The sequence below is a fragment of the Novosphingobium sp. BW1 genome, from assembly GCF_008107685.1.
GTDB lineage: Bacteria > Pseudomonadota > Alphaproteobacteria > Sphingomonadales > Sphingomonadaceae > Novosphingobium.
Map to the genome: position 1 here is coordinate 1 of NZ_VIRF01000030.1, position 21,899 is coordinate 21,899.

The 21,899-nt window shown below is 63.1% G+C and carries 22 protein-coding genes; 10 read left to right on the forward strand and 12 right to left on the reverse strand.

Annotated elements, in window-relative coordinates; all coding sequences use genetic code 11:
- Window positions 1-117: 117 nt before the first annotated feature.
- Window positions 118-1,452 carry an MATE family efflux transporter gene (locus FMM79_RS00530; RefSeq protein WP_240338881.1) on the forward strand — a complete coding sequence of 445 codons (1,335 nt, stop codon included), beginning with the start codon at window positions 118-120 and terminating at the stop codon, window positions 1,450-1,452.
- Here the strand turns inward: FMM79_RS00530 and FMM79_RS00535 are convergent.
- Genes FMM79_RS00535 through FMM79_RS00575 form a run of 9 tightly spaced genes read right to left on the reverse strand, consistent with a single transcriptional unit; the run spans window position 1,449 to window position 8,260 of the window.
- Window positions 1,449-2,093 carry a DUF938 domain-containing protein gene (locus FMM79_RS00535; protein WP_148625159.1) on the reverse strand — a complete coding sequence of 215 codons (645 nt, stop codon included), beginning with the start codon at window positions 2,091-2,093 and terminating at the stop codon, window positions 1,449-1,451. The genes FMM79_RS00530 and FMM79_RS00535 overlap by 4 nt on opposite strands.
- A gap of 23 nt (window positions 2,094-2,116) precedes the next feature.
- Window positions 2,117-2,440 carry a hypothetical protein gene (locus FMM79_RS00540; protein ID WP_240338882.1) on the reverse strand — a complete coding sequence of 108 codons (324 nt, stop codon included), beginning with the start codon at window positions 2,438-2,440 and terminating at the stop codon, window positions 2,117-2,119.
- A 14-nt stretch (window positions 2,441-2,454) separates the two neighbouring features.
- The gene (locus FMM79_RS00545) at window positions 2,455-2,895 is read right to left on the reverse strand and encodes a chemotaxis protein CheW (RefSeq protein ID WP_148625161.1); all 441 of its coding nucleotides are present in this window, start codon (window positions 2,893-2,895) and stop codon (window positions 2,455-2,457) included.
- Between the two features lie 28 nt (window positions 2,896-2,923).
- Entirely contained in the window at window positions 2,924-3,295 is a 372-nt protein-coding gene (locus FMM79_RS00550; RefSeq protein WP_084592158.1) for a response regulator, read from the reverse strand.
- A 16-nt stretch (window positions 3,296-3,311) separates the two neighbouring features.
- A complete protein-coding gene (locus FMM79_RS00555; protein WP_205466409.1) occupies window positions 3,312-3,869 on the reverse strand; it encodes a chemotaxis protein CheD in 558 nt (185 codons plus the stop codon).
- A complete protein-coding gene (locus tag FMM79_RS00560; RefSeq protein ID WP_148625165.1) occupies window positions 3,869-4,894 on the reverse strand; it encodes a chemotaxis response regulator protein-glutamate methylesterase in 1,026 nt (341 codons plus the stop codon). Before FMM79_RS00560 ends, FMM79_RS00555 begins: the two co-directional genes overlap by 1 nt.
- Window positions 4,891-5,760 (reverse strand): protein-glutamate O-methyltransferase CheR, encoded by an 870-nt coding sequence (locus FMM79_RS00565; RefSeq protein ID WP_148625168.1) that lies wholly within the window; start codon window positions 5,758-5,760, stop codon window positions 4,891-4,893. Before FMM79_RS00565 ends, FMM79_RS00560 begins: the two co-directional genes overlap by 4 nt.
- The gene (locus FMM79_RS00570; protein WP_148625170.1) at window positions 5,757-8,003 is read right to left on the reverse strand and encodes a chemotaxis protein CheA; all 2,247 of its coding nucleotides are present in this window, start codon (window positions 8,001-8,003) and stop codon (window positions 5,757-5,759) included. Before FMM79_RS00570 ends, FMM79_RS00565 begins: the two co-directional genes overlap by 4 nt.
- Window positions 8,000-8,260: a lipid asymmetry maintenance protein MlaB gene (locus FMM79_RS00575; protein WP_148625173.1), complete on the reverse strand. Its 261-nt coding sequence runs from the start codon at window positions 8,258-8,260 to the stop codon at window positions 8,000-8,002. The genes FMM79_RS00570 and FMM79_RS00575 overlap by 4 nt, the downstream gene beginning before the upstream one ends.
- Window positions 8,261-8,554: 294 nt before the next feature.
- Here FMM79_RS00575 and FMM79_RS00580 point away from each other — a divergent pair, with 294 nt between their 5' ends.
- Complete coding sequence (locus FMM79_RS00580; RefSeq protein ID WP_148625175.1) at window positions 8,555-9,604, forward strand: chemotaxis protein CheB; 1,050 nt, start codon at window positions 8,555-8,557, stop codon at window positions 9,602-9,604.
- A gap of 46 nt (window positions 9,605-9,650) precedes the next feature.
- On the opposite strand, the gene FMM79_RS00585 is transcribed toward FMM79_RS00580, so the two are convergent.
- Genes FMM79_RS00585 through FMM79_RS00595 form a run of 3 tightly spaced genes read right to left on the reverse strand, consistent with a single transcriptional unit; the run spans window position 9,651 to window position 13,817 of the window.
- A complete protein-coding gene (locus FMM79_RS00585; RefSeq protein ID WP_148625178.1) occupies window positions 9,651-11,207 on the reverse strand; it encodes a DHA2 family efflux MFS transporter permease subunit in 1,557 nt (518 codons plus the stop codon).
- The gene (locus tag FMM79_RS00590; protein ID WP_240338883.1) at window positions 11,207-12,367 is read right to left on the reverse strand and encodes an HlyD family efflux transporter periplasmic adaptor subunit; all 1,161 of its coding nucleotides are present in this window, start codon (window positions 12,365-12,367) and stop codon (window positions 11,207-11,209) included. Before FMM79_RS00590 ends, FMM79_RS00585 begins: the two co-directional genes overlap by 1 nt.
- Window positions 12,360-13,817, reverse strand: a complete 1,458-nt coding sequence (locus FMM79_RS00595; RefSeq protein WP_148625182.1) for an efflux transporter outer membrane subunit — start codon at window positions 13,815-13,817, stop codon at window positions 12,360-12,362. The genes FMM79_RS00590 and FMM79_RS00595 overlap by 8 nt, the downstream gene beginning before the upstream one ends.
- A 66-nt stretch (window positions 13,818-13,883) precedes the next feature.
- Here FMM79_RS00595 and FMM79_RS00600 point away from each other — a divergent pair, with 66 nt between their 5' ends.
- The 8 genes from FMM79_RS00600 to FMM79_RS00635 all read left to right on the forward strand — a co-directional run bounded on the left by FMM79_RS00600 (window position 13,884) and on the right by FMM79_RS00635 (window position 21,892).
- Complete coding sequence (locus FMM79_RS00600; RefSeq protein ID WP_148625184.1) at window positions 13,884-14,504, forward strand: TetR/AcrR family transcriptional regulator; 621 nt, start codon at window positions 13,884-13,886, stop codon at window positions 14,502-14,504.
- Window positions 14,505-14,568: 64 nt separating this feature from the next.
- The gene (locus tag FMM79_RS00605) at window positions 14,569-15,060 is read left to right on the forward strand and encodes an asparaginase domain-containing protein (RefSeq protein ID WP_148625186.1); all 492 of its coding nucleotides are present in this window, start codon (window positions 14,569-14,571) and stop codon (window positions 15,058-15,060) included.
- A 169-nt stretch (window positions 15,061-15,229) separates the two neighbouring features.
- Entirely contained in the window at window positions 15,230-16,687 is a 1,458-nt protein-coding gene (locus FMM79_RS00610; protein WP_240338884.1) for a PAS domain S-box protein, read from the forward strand.
- Window positions 16,680-17,150, forward strand: coding sequence for a response regulator (locus tag FMM79_RS00615; RefSeq protein WP_148625187.1), 471 nt, complete (start codon window positions 16,680-16,682; stop codon window positions 17,148-17,150). The genes FMM79_RS00610 and FMM79_RS00615 overlap by 8 nt, the downstream gene beginning before the upstream one ends.
- Window positions 17,147-18,961 (forward strand): bifunctional diguanylate cyclase/phosphodiesterase, encoded by a 1,815-nt coding sequence (locus tag FMM79_RS00620; RefSeq protein ID WP_148625189.1) that lies wholly within the window; start codon window positions 17,147-17,149, stop codon window positions 18,959-18,961. The genes FMM79_RS00615 and FMM79_RS00620 overlap by 4 nt, the downstream gene beginning before the upstream one ends.
- A gap of 133 nt (window positions 18,962-19,094) precedes the next feature.
- Window positions 19,095-19,502, forward strand: coding sequence for a glycine zipper 2TM domain-containing protein (locus FMM79_RS00625; RefSeq protein WP_148625191.1), 408 nt, complete (start codon window positions 19,095-19,097; stop codon window positions 19,500-19,502).
- Between the two features lie 307 nt (window positions 19,503-19,809).
- Complete coding sequence (locus FMM79_RS00630; protein ID WP_240338885.1) at window positions 19,810-20,568, forward strand: SDR family oxidoreductase; 759 nt, start codon at window positions 19,810-19,812, stop codon at window positions 20,566-20,568.
- Between the two features lie 82 nt (window positions 20,569-20,650).
- On the forward strand, window positions 20,651-21,892 hold the full coding sequence (locus tag FMM79_RS00635; protein ID WP_148625193.1) for a cyclopropane-fatty-acyl-phospholipid synthase family protein: 1,242 nt from the start codon (window positions 20,651-20,653) through the stop codon (window positions 21,890-21,892).
- Window positions 21,893-21,899 lie beyond the last annotated feature (7 nt).

The following is a 21,899-nucleotide window of genomic DNA, read 5'->3' on the forward strand; positions in this document are numbered from 1 at the left end:
CCCCGTCACCCCCTCTCCCCCCTCGCCTGTCACTCCAAAGTCAGATTTGCTCCGCAAGGCGCTCTCGGGTAGCGTGGAGTGCGCTGCAACCCACGTTCTGGAATGCCCTTCTCCGCTGTGAGCCAATCTACCGCCCCGCCCTCGTTGACCGTCCAGCTCTGGTCGATCGCCTTTCCGGCCATGCTGACCAATGTGGCAACAGCCCTTTTCGGGCTGGCTGACATGTGGGCGATCGGCCGGCTTGGAGATCCTGCAGCGCAAGGAGCTGTCGAACTCGGTGCGAAGTTCACAATGGGCCTGCTCAACGTCTTCAACTTCCTGCGCACCGGCACGATTGCACTGACCGCCCAGGGATCAGGCCGCAGCGATCTCGATGCGCAGGCGACCACTCTCGTGCGCGCCATGGCCGTGGCGCTTGGGATCGGAGTGCTGCTGATTGGGGCGATGCCGCTGGCGATCCCTGCCGGACTCGATTTCCTTGGAGCCCACGGCCCCCTGCGCGAGGAAGCCCACTCGTACGTGGCCCTGCGCTACTGGGGCGCACCGCTGTGGCTACTCAATTGCGTTCTGATCGGCTGGCTTGTCGGCCAGCGAATGGTCCGCCATGTCCTTGCCGTCGAGATCACGACTAACATCGTACATGTGGCGCTCGACCTTGTGCTCGTTCTGGGGGCAGGCTGGGGCGTCGAAGGCGTGGCGCTGGCAAGCCTGCTGTCCGAAGGACTTCGCCTTGTGCTTCTGATCGGGATTGGCCTCCATCGTCCCGCCTCGCGCATTGCGGCCCGTCAGGTGCTTCATGCGGAGACCTGGCAGCGCAGTGCACTGGCCCGCCTTTTCGCGCTCAACCGCGACCTGTTCCTTCGCACGCTGCTTCTGACCGGCGCCATGATGCTCTTTGCCCGCACAGGCGCGCAGGCAGGCCCTGTCACACTCGCTGCAAACGGCATCCTGTTCCAGCTTTTCATGCTCGCTACACTTCTGCTCGACGGGTTTGAGAACGGAGCGCAGGTGCTGTGTGGCGAAGCCTACGGCGCGCGCGAAGCCAAGCAGTTCCGGCACACCGTGCGCCTCGCGCTGGGCTGGGGCGCGGTCATGGGGTTCGCCCTCTCCCTCATCTATCTGGCCGCCGCACCCAGCCTCGCCGACGCGTTTACCGCATCGCCGCAGGTCCGCACCGCCAACCAGGAGTACATCATCTGGATCATGGTGCTACCCGCCGTCGGCATGTCCTCTTTCGTGCTCGACGGGGTATTCGTCGGCGCAGGCTGGACGCGCGCGATGATGGGTACGATGGCCGTGGCGTTCGCGCTCTATGTTGCGCTGCTCGGGCTGCTGTCCCCCTTAGGCAATCACGGCCTGTGGCTCGCCTTCATGATGCTGTTCGTCGCACGCGCGGCCGGCCAGTTCGCCGTCCTGCCGCGGCTCACGAAACGGGCCTTTGCCGAAAGCTAGCGCGCCTCCGCCCGCCGATAGACGAGGAGCAGGTTGTTAGCAGGCATTTCAACCCGTCGGCTACGAACAAAACCGGAGTTCGTGGCCAACGCGTCCACATCGAAGAGCTCCCGCAGCCCCCAGGCCGGATTGCGCACCTTGAGCGATTGGTCGAACTCGAGGTTGGACGGCGCGATTTCGACGTCGGCTTCCCGGTAGGGACCATAGAGCACCAATGGCGCGCCTGCATTCAGCCTCCCGGCCGCGCCGATAAAAAGCCCTTGCGTCGCGCTCCAGGGACTGATGTGCACCATATTGATGCAGACCATCGCGTCCGCGCGGCTCACCGGCCATTGCGCAGGCTGCGCAGCATCCAGCATCATCGGTGCACACAGGTTTGAAAGGCTTTCCTGCGCGCCCCAGGCTGCGATGGACGCGCAGGCCTTGGAATCGGGGTCGGAAGGCTGCCACACGAGCCCCGGGAGCCCTGCCGCAAAATGCACGGCATGCTCACCACTCCCGCTTGCCACTTCCAGCACGAGCCCGCTCTCAGGCAATTCCTCGCGCAGCAGCGTCAGGATCGGTGCGCGGTTGCGTAACGTGGCGGGGGCGTGGCGACGTGGATCGGGCGAACCGGAATCGAGCGGGGTTGTGTAGCTCATGCTCCGGGCTTACCCGCTGCCCATTAGTCCCACAATCCCAGCGCATCCTGCGAAGGGCCGCTTTCAATCGGCACTTCGCAGCAGGTCACGCTGTCATCCATAAAGCCACAGAAACGCGAACGCAGGGCCTCGAGGCTGATACGGCGCATCTCGCTCTCACTGAAACCGGCCGCGAGTATGGCAGCCAGCGCACGCTGTTTCTGGGCGATCAGGTCGATTGCCTGGAGTTCGCGCAAGTGAAGCGCAGCAAAGTTTTCGTCGCGGCACAGGACTTCGCCCAGGGCTTCGACTTCGGTGCCCAGTTCGAGAAGGACTTCGGCCATCGCGTTGAACTTGGGTTCATCCATTGCTTACGCTCCGCTCACGCCGCGAAGGCCACCTCTCCGGACGCGCTCAGCGCATTGAGGTCCAATACCATGACCATCTGCTCCTCGATCGCAACAAGACCTTCGAGGAAGGGCAGCACTTCGTCGTAGCCCGCCGTTGGCGCGGGTTGCAGGTCTTCGGTGTTGAGGCCGACGATATCGCTCACCGAATCCACGATCAGTCCCTGCGACTGGCCATTGACCTGGCACACGATGATCGCGTGGCGCGGCGTGGCCTCGGTCGCCGGCCAACCCAGCCGGGCTGCAAGGTCAACAACGGGGAGCACCGTCCCGCGCAAGTTGACGACGCCGGATACGTAGTGCGGCACGCGGGGCATCGGGGTCACCGGTGTCCACGCGCGGATTTCCCGTATAGCCATGATATCGAGGGCGAAAATCTGCCCCGCAACTTCGAATGTGATCAGTTCGCGGTACATGGGAGCACCTCCTTGGTGTTGCTTTTGGTTAGTGAGCCACCCGTCGCACGGCCGCGACCAGCTTCTCGGTATCAAAGGGCTTCACGATCCACCCGGTCGCACCCGCCGCGCGGGCCCGCGCCTTCTTCTCGTCGGAGCTCTCTGTGGTCAGGACGAGGATCGGACGGTCGCGATGGCGCGTGCCGCCGCGCACCTGCTCAATGAGACCGAAGCCATCGAGACGCGGCATGTTGATGTCGGTAATCACAACATCGACTTCGTTCACCGCCAACCACTCGAGCGCCGACACGCCATCATCCGCCTGCGACACTTCGAAGCCGTTGGTGGAAAGGGCATGGTTGAGCAGCGCCCGCATGGAGGCACTGTCATCGACAGTCAGGATACGGGTATTCTTGGACATTGCGTGCCTCACTTGGTCAAAACAGTTCGACATCGCCCCGCGGTGCCGGGCGCGCGATGGGTTGGGTACGAACTTCCACGGGAGCATCGGAGCTGGAAACCGAGCGGCAGCGGACCATTCCGGACTGCGGCCGGAAATCTACCCGGCGCGCATTGCTCCCTCCCAGGTCCTCCCGGACAAGCTCGATGCGCTCGCTTAGCAGGAAGCCCCGGGCGAACTCGGCATTGGCGGTGCCGATCTGCTGCATACCCGAACGAATGTTCGCGCCGCCATAGAGGTGTGCCCGCAGCCGATCCTTGCGCGCGCCGTAGTTGAGCATCTCGTTGATGAGCATTTCCATGAGGTAGACCCCGTAGTGCACGTCGACCTGGCCGCGGTCGTGGCTCGCGGGCGGCTCAGGCAGGAGGAAGTGGTTCATTCCACCAAGCTCCACGGCCGGATCGTAGAGGCACGTCGCCACGCACGAGCCCAGCACGGTGCTCAGCTCCACTCGCGCGCCCGAACTCACCTTGAACTGCCCCTGCAGCACCGTCAGCTTCACATTTCCGTTGTTCATGAAATCGAGACCAGACATCAGGCAGCCCTATTCAGCGCATGGCGCGCGATCCGGTTGATTGGGGCGACCACGCGCGCGCCCCCAAGGGCAATGGCCGCGCGCGGCATTCCGAAGACCGTGCAGGTGCTTTCATCCTGCGCGATCGTATGCGCCCCGGTTTCCGCCATTGCCAGAAGGCCCTGCGCGCCATCCCTGCCCATGCCGGTCAGAAGTATGCCCACAGCCTCGGCGCCGACGGTCTGCGCGACCGAACCGAACAGCACATCAACGCTCGGACAATGACCGGAGACGGGTTCCCCCCGGCGCAGCTTGGCATAAAAGGTGCCGCTCCCCCGCACCAGCAGGTGATGATCGGGCTCCGCGGCAAGATAGACGTTACCCGCGACCAGCGGCATGTCGTTAACAGCCACCTGCACAGGCGCCGGGCAGATCTTGTCCAGCGTACGCGCGATCGCAGGCGCAAAGCGCGGATTGACGTGCTGGACGATGACCGTGGGCGGACAGTCAGCCGGAAACTCGCGAAGGAGGACCTGCAATGCCTCTACGCCGCCGGTCGAGGAGCCGATCGCGATCAGCTTCGCATCGCGCCGGATCACGCGGCGGCTTTCCTCGGCGACCACGGGCGAGACCCGGGCAGGCTTGTGGAAGCGCACCTGTGCCGCGTCGTGGATGAGCCGCCCCAGTTCTCCGCTGTCGTTAAGCGTGAGCTTTCCCGACATGTCGTACTTGGAATAGCAATTGACTGCCCCCAGCGCGAGCGCACGCGCGGTTACATCGTTGCCTTCTTGCGTCGCTCCGGACACGATGATGACCGGCGTGGGGCGCAGCGTCATGATCTTCTCGAGGAAGGCAAGGCCGTTCATGCCCGGCATCTCGATATCCAGCGTCACGACGTCGGGGTCGTGCTTCTTGATCAGCTCACGCGCTTCGGCCGCATTGGACGCGGTATCGACCACGGTAATGTCAGGCTGCTCGCTGAGGCGCGACAGGAGGATGGCGCGCATGGTAGCCGAGTCATCGACAATCAGCACACGCACCGTCATGCGACGCTCCTCTGGTAGATCGTGGGACCGACAAGGTTCAGCATGTTCATGGCAGGGCCCGTGACCCGCTCGGAATGCCCGATGTAGAGGTAGCCTCCCGGCTGCAGCGCTTCGCAGAACCGCTGGACCAGTCGTTCTTTCGTCGGGTTGTCGAAATAGATCATGACATTGCGACAGAAGATGCAATCGAAACGCCCTCGGATCGGCCAGTCCCCCAGAAGATTGAGTAACCGAAAACGTACGATCGATCGCGCGGTATCGTGAATGACTGCCTCGTCACCGCGTTCCACCACCCAGGCATTGCGCAGCGCCTCGGGCACCGGCTTCAGGTCCTTGGCGGCATACATCGCCGCCTTGCCCGCCTCGACCGCGTGGGGGGCAAGATCGGTAGCAAGAACGCGCAGATCGGCCCGGGCCAATTGCAGCCCTTCGTGGCGGTCGCGCCCCAGGAGCGACATGGTAATCGACCAGGTTTCCTCGCCACTCGAACAGCCTGCAGACCAGACCCGGACCTTACCTCCGTCCTTCAGCGTACGCACGAGGTGCGGACGCAATTGGGCTTGCAGGTGCTCGAAATGGTGCGCCTCGCGATAGAAGAAGGTATGGTTGGTGGTCAGAGCGGCCACGGCCCGGTTCAGTTCTCCCCGGTCCACGCGCAGGCGCTGGATATACTTACCGAAGGTGACGAGACCGCTCGACCGAACCAGCGGCGCGAGCCGCGAATAGACGAGCATCGACTTGCCCGAAGGCAGGACGATGCCCGCCGCCTCGTGCACGATCTTGGCGACTTCCGCGAAGTCCGCCGGACCATAGATATCGGGGCTGATCCCCGGTATCGCATCGGCCATTTCCAGCGTCGCGTTCACGCAGCCTGCCTCTCGTGTGAGGGCAGCGCGCAGGCAACCAGACCATCGACATCGACGATGAGAGCCACCCGGCCATCGCCCAGGATCGTGGCCCCGGCAACGCCTTCGACGGGACGGAAGTTGGTTGCCAGGCTCTTGATGACGAATTGCCTCTGGTCCTGGATGTCATCGACCAGCAAGGCCGCCTGACCAGCACTCTCGGTATCAACGACGATGAGTACCCCTTCCTCGGGCGTCGTCGCGTTGCAGGCCGCGCCAAGTTCGCTGCCCAGCGTGATGACCGGGATGAACTGGCCGCGCACGTTGAGCATCTGCCGTTGCGAGCCCAGTCCTTTCACATCGCCCTCGCCGGGACGCAGGCTTTCCACGACATGCGCCAGCGGCACGACCATCGTCTGGTCTCCGACATTGACGATCATGCCGTCCGAAATAGCCAGCGTGAGCGGCATCGTCAGAATGAAGGCCGTGCCCTTGCCGGGCGTGCTCTCGATGGTGATGCGGCCGCCCAGATCCTTCACGTTCTGGCGCACGACATCCATACCGACCCCTCGCCCGGAAATGTTCGAAATCTGCGCTGCCGTCGAGAAGCCGGGCGCAAAGATCAGATTGTCGATCTCTTCGGCGGAAAGCTGCGCATCGGGCCCGATGATGCCCTTCTCGATCGCCTTGGCCAGCACGACCTTACGATTGATCCCCGCGCCATCATCGGCAATCGAGATGACAATCCGGCCCGAACGATGCTCTGCGGATAGACTCAGCGTACCTTCCGGCGACTTGCCCGCCGCAATGCGATCTTCCGCCTTCTCGATGCCGTGATCGACCGCGTTGCGGATCAGGTGGGTGAGAGGCTCGCCGAGACGCTCGATGACCGTCTTGTCGAGTTCCGTCGTCTCGCCATGGACTTCGAGGCGGACATGCTTGCCGGTGGACGTGGCAAGATCGCGAAGAATGCGGGGCACACGGCTGAAAACCGAGGCAATGGGCTGGGCTCGGATAGACATCGCCGATTCCTGGATATCGCGCGTTAGGCTCTCCAGCAGCGACAGTTCCTCGCTGGCATTGACATGCACGCCGTCCAGACGTTGCACAAGCATGGCCTGGGCGATGACCAGTTCCCCGACCAGATCGATCAAGCGGTCAAGCTTATACAAATCGATGCGGATGGATTGCCCGGCCCCCTGAGACGCCGGCTGTGCGCCAAGGGCAGCTGCGGGTTTGCCCCCGGTTGGCGGCGTATTCGCCGCGTCCGCACCGGCCGGTGCGACAGCGCCGACGCTCTGGAGAGAGCGCACCTCCTCCGGTGCCGGGGAGCCCGCGTCCTGCGGCGAAGCCTTGCCATTGGACGCTGCCACGGCCGGTGAAAGTGCCGCTGTAGGCGTAGCAGCTTCGTCCAGCTCGACATCAGGGATACGCTCGTCGGCGCCCACCGCAATCGCGCAGTCGTCGCCGATGAAGTCGAAGATGTCGCGGACCCGCTCCTCGATCACCGTGTCGGGAATGGCGAAGGTCCAGCCCAGATAGCCTTGCGCGACATCGAAGCTGTCCAGCTGCGGAACCTGGCCGACATCGCAGTGGAGGCACGTTCCGCCCAGTTCAGCAACGTCGCGCAGCATCAAAAGTGGCTCGTTGCCATTGCGCATGGCTCCCGCCCGGGGCCGTAAGTGCAGTTGCCAGGACGCACCTTCCGGCGACTTTTCGGAGGACCCGGCCGCGTCAAAATCCGCAGTCAGATCATCGAGCAAAGCATCGAGATCAATTTCAAGATCGTCCTCGTCGCCGCCTTCCCCCGCCTCTTGCGTGTTGACCTGCACCGGTTCCTCAACCGACAAAGAGGCCGAAGCCGAGCTCTGTGGCGCGCTCCCGGCGTTCGCGGCCATGGCGCCTTCCATCTCCGCGATCAGTCCGGCATCGTCAGGCGCATCCCCGCCCTCGCGCGCGGCCTCCACATGATCGGCAAGCGTGTCGAGCGCCCGCAGCAGAAGGTCGATCAGCGGCGGGGCAATCTCCACCAGGCCTTCGCGCACATCCGAAAGCAGCGTCTCGAACGTGTGCGTGTAGGCCTGGAGCGCGCCATAACCGAACGCGCCTGCCCCTCCCTTGATGGAATGCACCGCGCGAAACACGCCGTTAACGGTATCGGCATCCTGCGTTCCCGCGCGGCAGGCAGCCAAACCGGCTTCGGCGGCCGCCAGAGATTCCTCGCACTCAACGAAGAATATCTGCTGGATTTCTTCCGGACTCATGCATTCCCCTCTTCGAAGAGTTCCGATTGAAGGCCGGTCAGTGCGGCCGCCTGCAGCAGGGCCGGCGAGGCCTCGATACGCGCTCCGCCTCCGCTGCGGCGGGCCGACACCAGGAGCTGGAGAACCGCCTGTCCGACATGCTCGACGCTGCTGCCATCGATCTCGATGGGCGCGTTGCCGACCGCGCCGACAAGTTCGGGCCAGAGGGCTTCGGCGGCGGCGCGGTCACACCGTACCGGCAGTGAGATGGTCCCCATCAAAACGCCCCCCTCACGCCCCGCAGGACAGGCTAGAGTGGTTCAGGCAAGTCCCGTGGCGGCACGGCATGTGGTTCGATAGCTTCGACATAAAACCCTCGCGAATGCGATCGCCGAACTGTCAGGGCCGAGGTGGCCGGGGCGTCGAACGGGGAGTTAGCCGCGTGGCTGCCAACAGCGGGTTTGCCTCAATCTCCGGCATTTTGCGTAAGACGCTTAAGGGAAATCGTCGGAGCCATTGACTTACCTCCGTGCCGATCCGGCAGTCCGGAAGCACAAAAGAGGTTTCACTCCATGCATGACGCCCGCGTCCTGGTAGTCGACGATTCCGCGGCGATGCGCGCCCTGTTCTGCGATGTCCTGGAGCAATCCAAGAACATCCGCGTCATCGGCACCGCCGCCAATGCCGCAGAAGCGCGCGAACAGATCGCCGAGCTCCAGCCGAACGTCGTCACGCTCGATGTCGAAATGCCCGGCATGAGCGGTATCGAATTTCTCGAAGAGATCATGAACGGAGGCAACCCCCTGCCCGTGGTCATGCTTTCCAGCCTGACCCAGAGCGGGACCGAGACCTCGCTCAAGGCCTTCGAACTTGGCGCGGTGGAATGCTTTCCCAAGCCCCTCAAGGCAACCCCGGAACAGTTCGCCAAGACGGTGGGCAAACTGGGTAAGATCGTCTTGGCCGCCGCCAATTCCAACGTCCGCGACAAGCCCCGCCCCAAGGCCGCGCGCAGCGAGGGCGAGGCGGGTGACGACAGCGGCTACCAGTCCAACGGCATGATCGCGGCCTTCAGCACCTCCATGGGCGGCGTCGATGCCCTCACAGAAGTGCTAGGGCAGTATCCCAAGGCCTGCCCGCCGACGGTCATCATCCTGCAGACAGAGCCGATGCTGGCCGAAATGTTCATCGCCAAGGCTGACAAGGACTGCCGGTGCGCAGTGGTGGCCGCCGCAGATGGCGCCGAACTCAAGCCCGGCACGGTACACATCGCCTACGATCCCGCCCGGCACGTGATCGTCGAGCCGGGCGCGCCAGCAAAGGTGCGCATGGTGGAACGCGATCCGGTGGGCGGCTTTCGGCCCTCCGCGACGCTTCTTTTCGGCTCGCTGTCGCGCGGCAACATGTCCGCGATCGGCGCCGTGCTTACCGGCATGGGCGAGGACGGCGCCAAGGGGCTCAAACTGCTCCAGGCGGCGGGTTGCCGCACGCTGGCGCAAGACCGAAACACAGCCACCGTCCCGCAGGCCCCCGCCGCCGCCGTCGAGGCCGGGGCGGCGAGCGCCGAACTGGGCCTTGCCGAACTGGCCGCCGACATCCTCACCAACTGCGCCGCCACCACCTAAAGTGCGCCATGCTGCGAGAGGCGGCTGACAGCCCTCTACCTTGCGCCTAGTGACTCGACGCTGGCTTCATCCCGCGCTTGGGTCTGGGGGCGAACCAGATCGCAAAGGCGGCGATCAGAAGCGCGATGGCCGAATACATGGCAACGTGCACAGTTGCCTGCGCCTGGGCCTGCAAGGCCACGATCCGCTCGATCGCAGAACGCGCCATTTCGACCGGCATTCCCTGCGCCTGCAGCGCCGACATCGTGCGGTCCGTGTGGTTCATACTCGCGACCAGATCGGCGCCATCGCTGCGCTCCAGATTGGCCCAGAAGGTCGTCACGACCGAAGTCCCGATAGCCCCTGCCAAAGTTCGCCCGAAGTTGGAGATACCCGCCGCCGAGGCGGTTTCGTCCGGATCCACGGAGGCCAGGCCGATAGTCGTCAGCGGGACGATCATGAATGCGACACCTATACCCTGAATTAATTGCGGGAAGGCCACCTGCCAGAGCGTTGAATCGGTTGACCAGTATGTGCGCAGGTACGCGCAGAACGCCAGCCATGAGACGCCCAGGAACACCAGAAGGCGCGGATCGGCTCGCTGCATGAGCTTGGGCACGATAGGCGATGCGAAGACCGCCAGAACTCCAGCGGGCGCCATCGCGATACCCGCCCAGGTCGCGGTGTATCCCATCCCTCCCTGCAGCCACTGTGGTACGATCACCACAGCCGAGAAGTAGGTTGCGAAGGCCAGCGCCAGGGCAAACGTCGAAGCGCTGAACCCTCGGTGCCGGAACACCGCCAGATCGACAATGGGATACTCTTCGGTCAGCTCCCAGATCACGAAGATCGCAAAGAAAATGGCTGCAACGACCGCAAGGATGCAAATCGTGGTGTTGTGGAACCAGTCCCGATCATGCCCGAGATCGAGCATCATCTGGAATGCCCCGACCCAGATCACGAGAAGGGCGAGTCCGACCTTGTCGATCGGCAGGTACCGCTTGGGCGAAGCCACATCGCGCAGCAGATAGGCCAGTGAGAGGAATACCGCGACCACGATCGGCACGTTGATCAGGAAGATCCAGCGCCAGTCCCAGTTGTCGGAGATATAGCCGCCCAGAATCGGCCCCGCGATAGGCGCGACTACGACGGTCATCGCCCACATCGCCATCGCCTTGGGATGCGATTCGGGCGGGAATATCTTGAGCAGCAGCGTCTGCGAGAGCGGCATCAACGGACCGCCGCACAGCCCTTGCCCCAACCGGAAGATCAGAAGGACCGTCAGATTGCCCGAGACCCCGCAAAGCGCCGAAAACAGCCCGAAGCCGAGTATCGACATCAAGAACATCCGGACCACGCCGAAGCGCCCGGCCAGCCAGCCCGTCAAGGGAACACAGATCGCCTCGGCAACCGCATAGGTGGTGATCACCCAGGTCCCGCTCTCTGTGGAAACCGCAAGCCCCCCGGCGATATGCGGAACCGAGACATTGGCGATCGTCATGTCGAGCACGACCACGAAGTTCGCCATCGCAAGGACGAAGGCAGTGATCGCAAGCTTGGCGCCGGAGAAGGTCCCGCCCTCTCCAAGCGGTGAGGTCGGCGCGGCGGCAGCATCCGGTGCCATTACCGCTCGCTCGTCAGGTCAATCTCGGCTTCCATCGAAAGTCCCACGCGCAAGGGGTGGGCCTTCAATTCGTCCCGGTCGAGCTCGATACGCACCGGAAGGCGCTGCACGACCTTGATCCAGTTACCGGTCGCGTTCTGGGCCGGTATCAACGAGAAGGCCGCGCCCGTGCCGCCCGAGAAACCGACGACCTTGCCGTGATACTCGACATCGCCGCCATAGAAGTCGGAAGTCAGCGTAGCACTCTGGCCGGCCCGCACCTGCCCCAGTTTGTCTTCCTTGAAGTTGGCATCGACATAGAGCTTGTCGACAGGGACGATGACCATCGCGGGCGAACCATCCTGGATCTTCTGGCCAACCTGGATCGAACGCTGCGCCACGACGCCTGCGATCGGCGCGCGCACAACCGTGCGCTCAAGGTCCAGCTTGGCGGCTTCGTAGCGAGCCTGAGCCAACTTGATCTCGGGCGCGGTCTCTACGTCGGTTCCCTTCGTCAAGGCAACGGCGGCCTGCTCCTGCTGGCGTGCACTGACGGCGCCGGCCTGGGCCTGCTTGATCGCGGCCCGCGCCTGTTCATATGCCGCTTGCGCCGAATCCAGCGCCTGCTTCGCCGAGGTCAACTCCTCGGTCGACACGGCGCCTGAGCCCGCCAGGGCATCGCGCCGGGTAAAGTCCGAGGTGGCCTTCGTCAGATCGGCCCGAGCCGCCTGGAGATTGGCCCGCGCGGTATCGATCTGCGCCTGGTTGGCATCTGCCGCCGCGGCTAGGGCCTCGTTATTGGCAAGGGATTGCCCGTACATACGCTTGGCGCGTTCCAGGCTTGCTTCCGCCTCGGCCAGCGCGATCTTCTGGTCCTTGTCCTCGATACGGAACAGGAGCTGCCCCTTGCGGACAGGCTGCGTATCCGTGACCAGGACCTCGATCACGCGGCCCGAGGTCAGCGGCGTGACATCGGCGTTTTCGCCAGCCACATAGGCGTTGTCGGTTGAGACCGAGCGGCTGCCGATGATGAATTCATAGCCGCCCCACAGCACCGCCGCGACGGCCACGACCCCGCCCAGTCCCATGAGGAGCGTCTTGCGCTTGCTCTTGTGGATGACGCTGCCCTTTTCCGGTGCACCCTCGGCCCCGGACCCGCCGCCCGTATTCGTGTCAGTCATCGCTATTGGCTTTCTCGTCATTTTCTTCGGCATAACCGCCGCCAAGCGCGCGCTTGAGCGCGATATCGCTGGCGAGCGTTGCAAACTGGACATCAAGCGCGGAGAGGCGCGCGTCGAGTTCGGAAGTCTGGCTGGTCAGAACCTCGATATAGGTGGTGAGCCCCGCCCCGTAGCGCTGCGAGGCGAGAGCGAACGCAGCCTCGGCCTCTGTCTGGACGTTAAGGGCGTGCTCACGCTGACGAGACGCGGAATCCCGGCTCGCAATCGCGTCTGCGACTTCCTGCAGAGCTTCGATGACAGTCTTGTTGTAGCTCGCGACCATCGAATCGTACCCGGCCCGCGCCACGCGGTAACGACCGGAGAGAGCGCCACCTTGGAAGATCGGCAGACTGACCGCCGCCCCCGCGCTGCCATAGTCGGAACCATCATCGAACAGATTTGATATGCCGAGCGAGGTCAATCCGAGCAGGCCTCCAAGCGACACGTCAGGCAGGAACGACTTGCGGGCATATTCCGTGCCGCTTTGCGAAGCCTCAACAATACGGCGCGCCGCGACGATGTCCGGTCTGCGCCCGGCAAGAGCGATCCCCGCATCTGTCGGCACGCGCGTCACCTCGATACCGTCGAGTTGGGCCGGAACAAGATCGTGCGTTCGGTCCGGTCCAGCCCCAAGAAGGGATGCGAGCGCGTGGCGCCGTCGGGCGATCTGCTCACGGTTCGCGACGATCAGCCCCCGCGCTCGGGCCATCTCGGCCCGTGCCTGGCGCACAGGCACCTCGTTCTCCAGCCCGTGCTCGAACCGCTTGGCCGTCAGTTCCTCCGAGCTTTCCCGCACCTCCAGCGCTTCCTCGAGAACCTTCTCGCGCTCCAGCAGGCGTCCGAGGTCGAAGTAGGACGATGCGATTTCGCTGGTCAGGACAAGTTCCGCCTGCCGCACTTCAGCAAGGGCCGCCCCTGTGGCCGAGGTGGCAGCCGCAAGGAGCGCGCGGTTCTTGCCCCAGATATCCAGGTTCCAGTTCGCGGACAGGGCCAGGGTCCCGTAGTCTTCCCAGCCTTGTGGAAGGGCAGACGACGGAGTTCCGTTGTTGTAGCTCTGCTTGGCAAATTCGCCCGAGCCTTGCGCACCCAGCGAGGGCAGCAAGCTCGAACGTGATGCCTGGAGTGCGCCGCGCGCCTGGCGCACGCGTGCAATCGCGGAGGCCAGATCCGGCGAATCCGCGAGGGCCGCCTCGATCAAGCCGTCCAGCTGCGGGTCATTGTAGCCCCGCCACCACTGGGACGGAGGCCATTCTTCGCCCCGTCCGGCAGCCGTGATCGACCGTTCCGTTTCGAACGAAGATAGCGGTCGGATCTCGGGCTTGGGCCCTAGGTCCGGCGCACATCCGGCAAGCGAAAGCGTGGCAGCCAAGAGGACACTTGCTGCGACTCGTAAGGGGGATATCGTACTCATCAGTACACTTTTTATCGTTGCGCCCCTTGCAAGAGTCAACAGAAAAGTGTACCATCCAGTTTAGTTATGGATCAAAACATTGGGAAACGAGAGCGCAACAAGGCGCGCAAGCGAGCGGAGATCGTGGAGGCCGCCCGCGAATCCTTCCTCGAGCAGGGATACGCCGCGACGAGCATGAGCGCCGTTGCGGATGCCCTGAGTTGTTCGAAAGCAACCATGTGGTCGCATTTCGCTTCGAAGGAGGAGCTGTTCGCAGCCGTCATCGACGATCTGGTGGGGCAATTCTCGCAGGAGATCGATGAAGTCCTGACCCGCCATACCTTCTCCTGTCCGGCGCTGCGCCGGGCGTGCCTGCGGTTTCTCGACTGCCTTCTCAAAGATCATTCGATCCGGCTCTTCCGGCTCGTGCTGAGCGAAGGCGAACGCTTCCCCGAAATCAACGAGATGTTCTACACCCGGGGCCCAGAAAAAGTCCGGCGCGAGGTCCATCGCTTCTTCGCCACTGCATTTTGCGAAGACGATGCCCGGCGCCTCACCACTGTAGTTACCTGGGCAATGACCGGCTTTCGCACCGATATTCTTCTGCGCCCGGTAAAGCCCGGTGCTGCGGAATGCGAAGCTTTCGTCGATGATCTCATCGCCTCAATCGACTGGAACCGAGTGAGCTCCCGCCAATCCAGTGCCTGAAGCTCCCGGGACAACTTGGGACCGATGCTTTTTTGCACGCGGCAAGGCTGCTAAAGCTACAGGTATGAACCACTCCCCCATTCTCGTCGTCACGACCGGCGGTACGATCGACAAACACTATTTCGATGCCCTCAGCGAATACCAGATCACCGAAAGCGTGATGGGCAAGCTGCTCGAAACAGCGCGGGTCGCACATCCTTTCCGTCTTGTCGAACTTCTGCGCAAGGACAGCCTGGAACTCACCGAGGAAGACCGCGAGCTGATCGCCCAGACGATCCGCGCCGCTCCCGAGACGCGGATCGTGCTCACCCACGGCACCGACACCATGACCGAGACCGCGCAGGCGCTCGCCCGCATTCAGGACAAGACGATTGTCCTGTGCGGCGCCCTCACCCCGGCCAGGTTCGCTGAAAGCGATGCCGCGTTCAATCTCGGCATGGCCTTCGCCACGGTGCAGAACTCGGCCCCCGGCGTCTGGATCACTATGAGCGGCACCGTCTTCAACGGCCTGCAGGTGCGCAAGGACCGCGAGGCAGGCAAGTTTGTCGACATCTGAGCCCGTCCCCTGATCTGCGGGGCCTCGCCTAGGCAGGTTCCCCAGCTCTCGACTTCGTGACTTCCCAACCAATTGCCCCTTAGCCTGAGCATTCTTCTGACACCTGCAGGTACTGGCCTCGAGCCTCACCCGCGCGGGGAGACGAGAGAGCTTTCGCAAGGGGGCAGGCGTGACAACGACGATTTCCTGCGGGCACGAACTTCCGGGCGCCCTGCTCTATGCTCCCATCGGCGCTTTGATAATTGAGCGCACGGGCCTGATCTCCGGAGCCAACGCCAGCGCCGCTAATCTTCTGGGCGAGGCAGATCCCGAGCCGCTGCGCCATTCGCTGATCTATACCTGGCTTAAGGAAAGCGACGCGGAAACCTTACGCCACATGGTCGACATCCACTTTCAAGCGCCGGTCGAGACACGTGCGGGTTGGACTCGCCGCATGATGGTTCCAAGCGGCGACCGCTCGGAACGTCCGGTGGAACTTACACTGTCCCCCTTCCCCGAGTCTCCAGAAGCCAATGCCATCGTGTTCGTGCGCAGTCTCGAACGCATCATGACCGCGGAACGGCGCTTCGCCCAGATATTCGAGAACCTCCCTGTAGGCCTTCTTGTCGTCGACAGCCGCCAACGTATCGTCAAGGCGAACCGGACGGTCGGCGCCGATTTCGGCTATTCCCGGGAGGAACTGATCGGCCAGTCATTGACCATGCTGATCCCCGAACGCTACCGCTCTGCGCATCGCGATCATCTCCAGGGTTACGTAAAAAGGCCCGGTTCACGAATGATGGGTGTTGGAAGAGACCTCACCGGCCTGCACCGCTCAGGGCAAGAGTTCCCGATCGAGATCGCTCTCACCCGCCACGAGAACTCCAGCCAGCCACTGTATATGGCCATCGTCACCGACATCACGCATCGCAAGCGCTCCGAAGTCGCCATGCAGCAGACCAACGCCCAACTGGAAGAATTCACGTATGTCGCCAGCCACGACTTGCGCTCCCCTTTGCGGGGTATCGCCGACCTCGTGAGCTGGATCCGCGAAGACCTCGAGGGCCACGAACTTTCCCCCGACGTCACGCGCAATTTCGAACGCGTCGCGATCCGAATCGAGCGCGCCGAACAGATGATCGACGACCTCTTGAACTACGCCCGTATCGGGGTCCGCGACCCGCAGCTTGAAAAACTCGAGCCCCGTGACGTGATCGACGAGGTGCTTGCGACAACCAATGTCCCCGGCAGCTTCTCCCTGGAGATCAAGGTGAAAGTGGGCCCGCTGAAAGCCGCCCGAGCACCTTTGTACGCCTCCCTGCGGAACCTCCTCAACAACGCGGTCAAACATCACGGCTCGTCCACTGGACGCATCCGCATTGAAGTCACCGAGGATGGCCGCTTCACCGTTTTCACCGTCGAGGATGACGGACAGGGAATACCCTCCGGGAACGAGGAACGTATTTTCAAGCTCTTTCATCGAGGATCGACCCGGGTGGAAGGCGATGGCGTCGGCCTGGCGTTTACCCGGCGCATGATCAACGCGAATGGCGGCATGATCAGCGTCACGCCGCACGGCGAGATGGGAGGCGCCCGCTTCGATATCTATTGGCCACGCATTCTGCTTCGGGAATTCAAGGATGGTTGAAACGCCACCGGACATACAGAGACCATCGAACGTCGTCGAATGCACCGTCCTTATCGTCGATGACGACGATGTAGCCCTCGAGGGTGTGCTCCGTTCCTTCCGGCGGCACGACGTGAGCTGCCCGACCCTGACGGCCGGGGACGGCCGCGAGGCCCTGGCCATCTTGCGCGGTGAACATCCCACCAAACACATCTGCCCGCCCTACATCATCCTTCTCGACCTCAACATGCCTGACATGGACGGCTTCCAGTTCCTCCAGACCTTGCGCAACGATCCGGCCTTGCGACGTAGCGTTGTGTTCGTCCTGAGCACGTCGGCCCGCGATCAGGACATGCGACGTGCCTACGACGAACACGTAGCTGGCTACATGGTAAAGTCTACCGTGGGCCCGCAGTTCGCCCGGTTGGCCGACTTCATTCGCAAGTACACCGGCACTCAAAATCTCCCGCGAGACGCCTTATGACCAAGGACAAGCAGCGCTTCCCGCACGATCACCACGGCTCCGGTGACGGCGATATTCTCGAGGTTCTCATCGTCGATGACGATGATGTCGATCGTGAAAAGCTCTCCCGCATGCTGCATCGCACGGCCTGGAACGTACACGTCGAGGAGGCCGCTTCACGCTGCGAGGCTCTGGAACTGATCCGCAACCCGGACAGCCGTTTCGACATCGTGTTTCTTGACTTCGGCCTATCCGACGGAGACGGCCGCGAGCTGCTCCCGGCCATTCGCGAAGAACTGGATCCGGACTGCCCTATCATCGCCGTGACCGGCCATGGCAGCGCCGAGATCGCCGCGGATTCGATCAAGCAGGGCATGACCGAGTTTCTCACCAAGCGCATGCTCTCGGCTGAAAACGTCGCCGCCTCCATCGAGGAGGGCATCGCCTGGAGGCAGGACCGCAAGGCCGTGCGCCAGGCCGAGGCGGAACTGACCCACAAGAGCCTTCATGACCCTCTCACCGACCTGCCCAACCGCACGCTTTTCTTCGACCGCCTGACCCAGGCCTGTGCGCGGGCCCGCCGCAGCGGCGACAGTTTCGCGGTCGTGATGGTGGATCTCGACCGCTTCAAGGAAATCAACGACAGTCTCGGCCATGCCGCGGGAGACGTGGTTCTGCAGACGGTCGCGCGCCGGCTGCGCGCGCATTTGCGCGAAGTCGACACCGTCGCCCGCCTTGGCGGTGACGAATTCGCGATCATCCTGGAGTCCGTCGCCACGGTGGATGCCGCCACGGCAATGGGCGAGAAGATCAATCAGCTGATCGAACAACCCGTTCTCCACGACAACCGCGTCCTCTATGTCGGTGCGTCCTTGGGCATGGCCCTGTGCCCACAGCTCAGTTTCTCACCCACGGCTCTTCTCTCGGCCGCGGACAGCGCGATGTACAAGGCCAAGACTGGCGTCGAGAAGACGTGTGTGGCGCGCAGCCAGGAGCTTCAGGACCCCGACGAGCTTGATCACAAGGGCCTCCTTGAAGAGCTAGCCGAAGCCATCGCGGCGCGCGAGATCCAGTGGCACTGGCAGCCCAAGATTGACCTGCTCCACGCCCGGGTCACCGGCTTCGAAGCTCTGGTCCGCTGGGTTCCGCACGACAGTGGCGATGTATCTCCCGAACAGCTCATCCGGGTCGTCGAACAATCCCCCCTGATCGAACCGTTCACGATCCTGTGCCTGGATACGGTCCTTGGCCAGTTTGCGACGGTCCACGAAGCTTGGCCGGACACCAGCATCTCCATCAACGTCTCGGCGCGCATGCTGGAGCGCCCCAGCTTCGTGGAGAATGTGCTGAAAAGCATTTCCATGCACCAGATCAACCCGGAGCGCGTGATCCTGGAATTGACGGAAACCGCGCTCATCGCCCACCCCGCGCAAGCCCGGCGTGTCGTCGAGAGGCTCCATCACGAAGGCGTGCGCCTTTCCATCGACGACTTCGGCGCAGGCTTCACCTCCTTTGGCTATCTCCGGGACTTCACGATCGATGAAATCAAGATCGATCGCTCCTTCATATCGCGCTGCACCCAAAGCACCTTCGATCAATCGCTGATCACGTCCCTCGTTGTCCTGTGCAACAGTTTGGGCATCAGTCTTGTTGCCGAAGGCATCGAAGACGAATCCGTGCGCGCCCTTCTGGTCTCGCTGGGGTGCCCCTTCGGCCAAGGCTACGGCATAAGCCGCCCGCTTCCGTTCGACCACCTGCAGAGCTGGATGGTCAAATGGAACTCCAGCCCCCATTCCCTACCGGCTTACAGTCCGGAATCTCGCCTTCAATAGCAACCGCCAGCCGAGTTCTTGAATAGAGTCCCTGCGGCAGGTCGTCCGACGTTCATCCCCGATCCGGTTCATGTGAGGTTCGCCACGCTTGAGGCAAGGCGCGGCCAAGCATACCGAATCAAGGATACTCGAAATGAAACATCCGCTTATGGGCCTCGTCCTCGCGATTGCCGGAGCAAACCTGCTCCCAACTGCCGCTTTTGCAGCCCCCCCTCGTCATGCCCCGGCGCATGGCTATCGCAACAAGCACCACCGCGATTACCGGCATGACGAGCGCCGCGGCCTCTATGATGCGCGCGGACGCTACCGTTCGCCCCGGCGTATCAGCCGTAATTCCCATGTCTGGCGCGGCCGTGATGGACGCTATTACTGCCGCCGCGACAACGGGACGACCGGCCTCATCATTGGCGCGGGTGTCGGCGCCCTGGCTGGCCATGAACTGGCCGGTCGCGGCGATCGCACTCTGGGCACCATTCTGGGCGGCGTACTCGGCGGCGCGCTTGGCCGGGAAATCGACAAGGGCGATATCCGCTGCCGCTGATAGCTTTAAATTTCCGCTGAGATTTTCACCGCGCCGCGACGGAGCTGCAGGAGTTCCGCCGCGGCGCATGTGCCGTTGGCTTTCCGGGCCTGGGGCACCCCGCACCGGTCCGTGTGCAACCTTTTCCTGCACTGGCCTTGCCGCTTTCCACACGCCAGCCCCCTTCCCACGTCCGACATGTTATGCTCCTATAGAGCACGATGCGTCCCTCCTTGTGCCACATACCTCACTGGACTTCCTCGTTTAGAGTCCTGAACAAGCCCGAACATGCTCCCTCCCGGGCGCTTTCTTGCGCGGATCACAGCGCGTGAGCGGCAACACCCGGACTGTCCTGATTACAGGAGGTGCCAAGCGTATCGGAGCCCATCTCGCCCGCGCCTTCGGTTCGCAAGGGTGGCATGTCGCCATCCACTACGGCCGCTCCCATCAAGAAGCTCGCGCACTCGCCGACGAATTACCTTCGGCCGAAACCGTCTCCTGCGATCTTGATGACTGGGAAGCGGGCCCCGCCATGGTCCGCGATCTCGCCGAGCGTCACGGCGACTGGCGCCTTATGGTCAATTGCGCGGCCGTTTTCGAATTCGACGATGCAGTGGATATGCAGCCCGACACGTTCGAGGCCGCGATGCAAGTGAATGCCGGGACGCCTGCCCGCATGGCTCAAGCCTTCTTTACGCATGCCCGGGCGCCCTCCGGACGTCGCCTGATCCAGATCACGGATCAGAAGCTGCGCAATCCCAATCCCGACTTCTTCTCCTACACGCTAAGCAAGCATGCGCTTGCGGCAACGATCCCGATGCTTTCCATGGCGCGATCGCGTCCGCAGGACCGGGTCTATGGCCTGGCCCCCGGAGCCATCCTCGCCAGTCACGACCAGACCGAGAACGAGACTGAAATCTCGCACCGCATGAACCTGCTGCGCCGAAAGACGTCGCCCGACGACATCGTGCGTACCGCGCTTTTCCTGGCGGAAGGCCCGCTTGCCAGCGGCGAAACCGTCTATGTGGATTCCGGGCAACATCTTGTCCCCCAGCCCCGAGATGTCCTCTTTCTGGCACGAACTTGAAACTATCCCAAACTAGGCGCGCTACACGCCTGCAGCTCGGCTCGCCAAATTTTCTTCTTCAAACAAGTGACGACTGGATACGATGGCCATTCTAGACAAGTTCCTCGAAAGTGGCGTTCGCCACGGCACCCTCGAAGTCTCGCGTCCTGATGGCTCGAAGAACCGTTTCGGTACGCCGACCGAAGGCTATCCCAACGTCCGCCTGCGCTTTACTGACAAGGCCGGTGAACGCCGTATCCTGACCGACCCGCGCATCGGCGCGGCCGAAGCCTTCATGGACGGCCAGCTCGTTCTCGAAGAAGGCGACATCATGGAACTCGTCCAACTGCTGCGCCAGAACGCGCCATGGGATCGCGGCGGCGAGGTCAAGGAAAAGAGCCCGCTCAAGCTGGCAACCGATAAGGCCGTCACGCTCTTTGACGGCATCAACCGCGCCGCCAGCGCCAAAAAGAACATTGCCCACCACTACGACATCGGCAACGATCTCTACAAACTCTTCCTCGATCTTAAGCACATGCAGTATTCGTGCGCCTACTGGCCGGAAGAGAACATGACGCTCGACCAGGCGCAAACCGCCAAGCTGGCCCACATCGCAGCCAAGCTGGCGATCGAGCCGGGCCAGCGCGTGCTCGACATCGGCTGCGGCTGGGGCGGCATGGCGATCTACCTTGCCAAGCACTACGATGTGAAGGTCCACGGCATCACGCTCAGCGAAGAGCAGATCGAACTCGCCAAGGTCCGGGCCGAAGAAGCCAGCGTCAGCGACAAGGTCACCTTCGAACTCGTCGACTACCGAGCCATGCCCAAGCGCGGCGACAAGTTCGACCGCATCGTCTCGGTCGGCATGTTCGAACACGTCGGCCAGGCGCAGTTCAAGCAGTTCTTCAAGTCCACTGCGGAATTGCTCGCCGATGAAGGCGTGATGCTGCTCCACACAATCGGTCGCATGGGCGGGCCCGGCACCACCGACGCCTTCACCCGCAAGTACATCTTCCCGGGCGGCTACATCCCCGCGTTGAGCGAGACGGTCGCGGCCAGCGAAAAGTTCCGCCTCATCGCCTCTGACGTCGAGAACCTGCGCCTGCACTACGCCTTCACGCTGCGCGAGTGGTACAAGCGCTGCGTTGCAAACAAGGATGCCATCATCGCCCTGATGGATGAGCGCTTCTACCGCATGTGGATCTTCTACCTTGCCGGGGCCACCGCTGCCTTCGAGAGCGGCTCGATGTGCAATTACCAGATCCAGTACACCCGCCTTCGCCGTACGCTGCCCCTGACCCGCGACTACATGGGCGCCGCCGAGAGTGCGCTGCGCCGCCGCTGAGGCGCGC

Excerpts from the sequence above, each read along its gene's own strand:
- FMM79_RS00535 (WP_148625159.1), bottom strand. The coding sequence starts at position 2,093 with ATGAGCTACACAACCCCGCTCGATTCCGGTTCGCCCGATCCACGTCGC.
- FMM79_RS00540 (WP_240338882.1), bottom strand. The coding sequence starts at position 2,440 with ATGGATGAACCCAAGTTCAACGCGATGGCCGAAGTCCTTCTCGAACTG.
- FMM79_RS00545 (WP_148625161.1), bottom strand. The coding sequence starts at position 2,895 with ATGTACCGCGAACTGATCACATTCGAAGTTGCGGGGCAGATTTTCGCC.
- FMM79_RS00550 (WP_084592158.1), bottom strand. The coding sequence starts at position 3,295 with ATGTCCAAGAATACCCGTATCCTGACTGTCGATGACAGTGCCTCCATG.
- FMM79_RS00555 (WP_205466409.1), bottom strand. The coding sequence starts at position 3,869 with ATGTCTGGTCTCGATTTCATGAACAACGGAAATGTGAAGCTGACGGTG.
- FMM79_RS00560 (WP_148625165.1), bottom strand. The coding sequence starts at position 4,894 with ATGACGGTGCGTGTGCTGATTGTCGATGACTCGGCTACCATGCGCGCC.
- FMM79_RS00570 (WP_148625170.1), bottom strand. The coding sequence starts at position 8,003 with ATGAGTCCGGAAGAAATCCAGCAGATATTCTTCGTTGAGTGCGAGGAA.
- FMM79_RS00575 (WP_148625173.1), bottom strand. The coding sequence starts at position 8,260 with ATGGGGACCATCTCACTGCCGGTACGGTGTGACCGCGCCGCCGCCGAA.
- FMM79_RS00580 (WP_148625175.1), top strand. The coding sequence starts at position 8,555 with ATGCATGACGCCCGCGTCCTGGTAGTCGACGATTCCGCGGCGATGCGC.
- FMM79_RS00585 (WP_148625178.1), bottom strand. The coding sequence starts at position 11,207 with ATGGCACCGGATGCTGCCGCCGCGCCGACCTCACCGCTTGGAGAGGGC.
- FMM79_RS00590 (WP_240338883.1), bottom strand. The coding sequence starts at position 12,367 with ATGACTGACACGAATACGGGCGGCGGGTCCGGGGCCGAGGGTGCACCG.
- FMM79_RS00595 (WP_148625182.1), bottom strand. The coding sequence starts at position 13,817 with ATGAGTACGATATCCCCCTTACGAGTCGCAGCAAGTGTCCTCTTGGCT.
- FMM79_RS00600 (WP_148625184.1), top strand. The coding sequence starts at position 13,884 with ATGGATCAAAACATTGGGAAACGAGAGCGCAACAAGGCGCGCAAGCGA.
- FMM79_RS00605 (WP_148625186.1), top strand. The coding sequence starts at position 14,569 with ATGAACCACTCCCCCATTCTCGTCGTCACGACCGGCGGTACGATCGAC.
- FMM79_RS00615 (WP_148625187.1), top strand. The coding sequence starts at position 16,680 with ATGGTTGAAACGCCACCGGACATACAGAGACCATCGAACGTCGTCGAA.
- FMM79_RS00620 (WP_148625189.1), top strand. The coding sequence starts at position 17,147 with ATGACCAAGGACAAGCAGCGCTTCCCGCACGATCACCACGGCTCCGGT.
- FMM79_RS00625 (WP_148625191.1), top strand. The coding sequence starts at position 19,095 with ATGAAACATCCGCTTATGGGCCTCGTCCTCGCGATTGCCGGAGCAAAC.
- FMM79_RS00635 (WP_148625193.1), top strand. The coding sequence starts at position 20,651 with ATGGCCATTCTAGACAAGTTCCTCGAAAGTGGCGTTCGCCACGGCACC.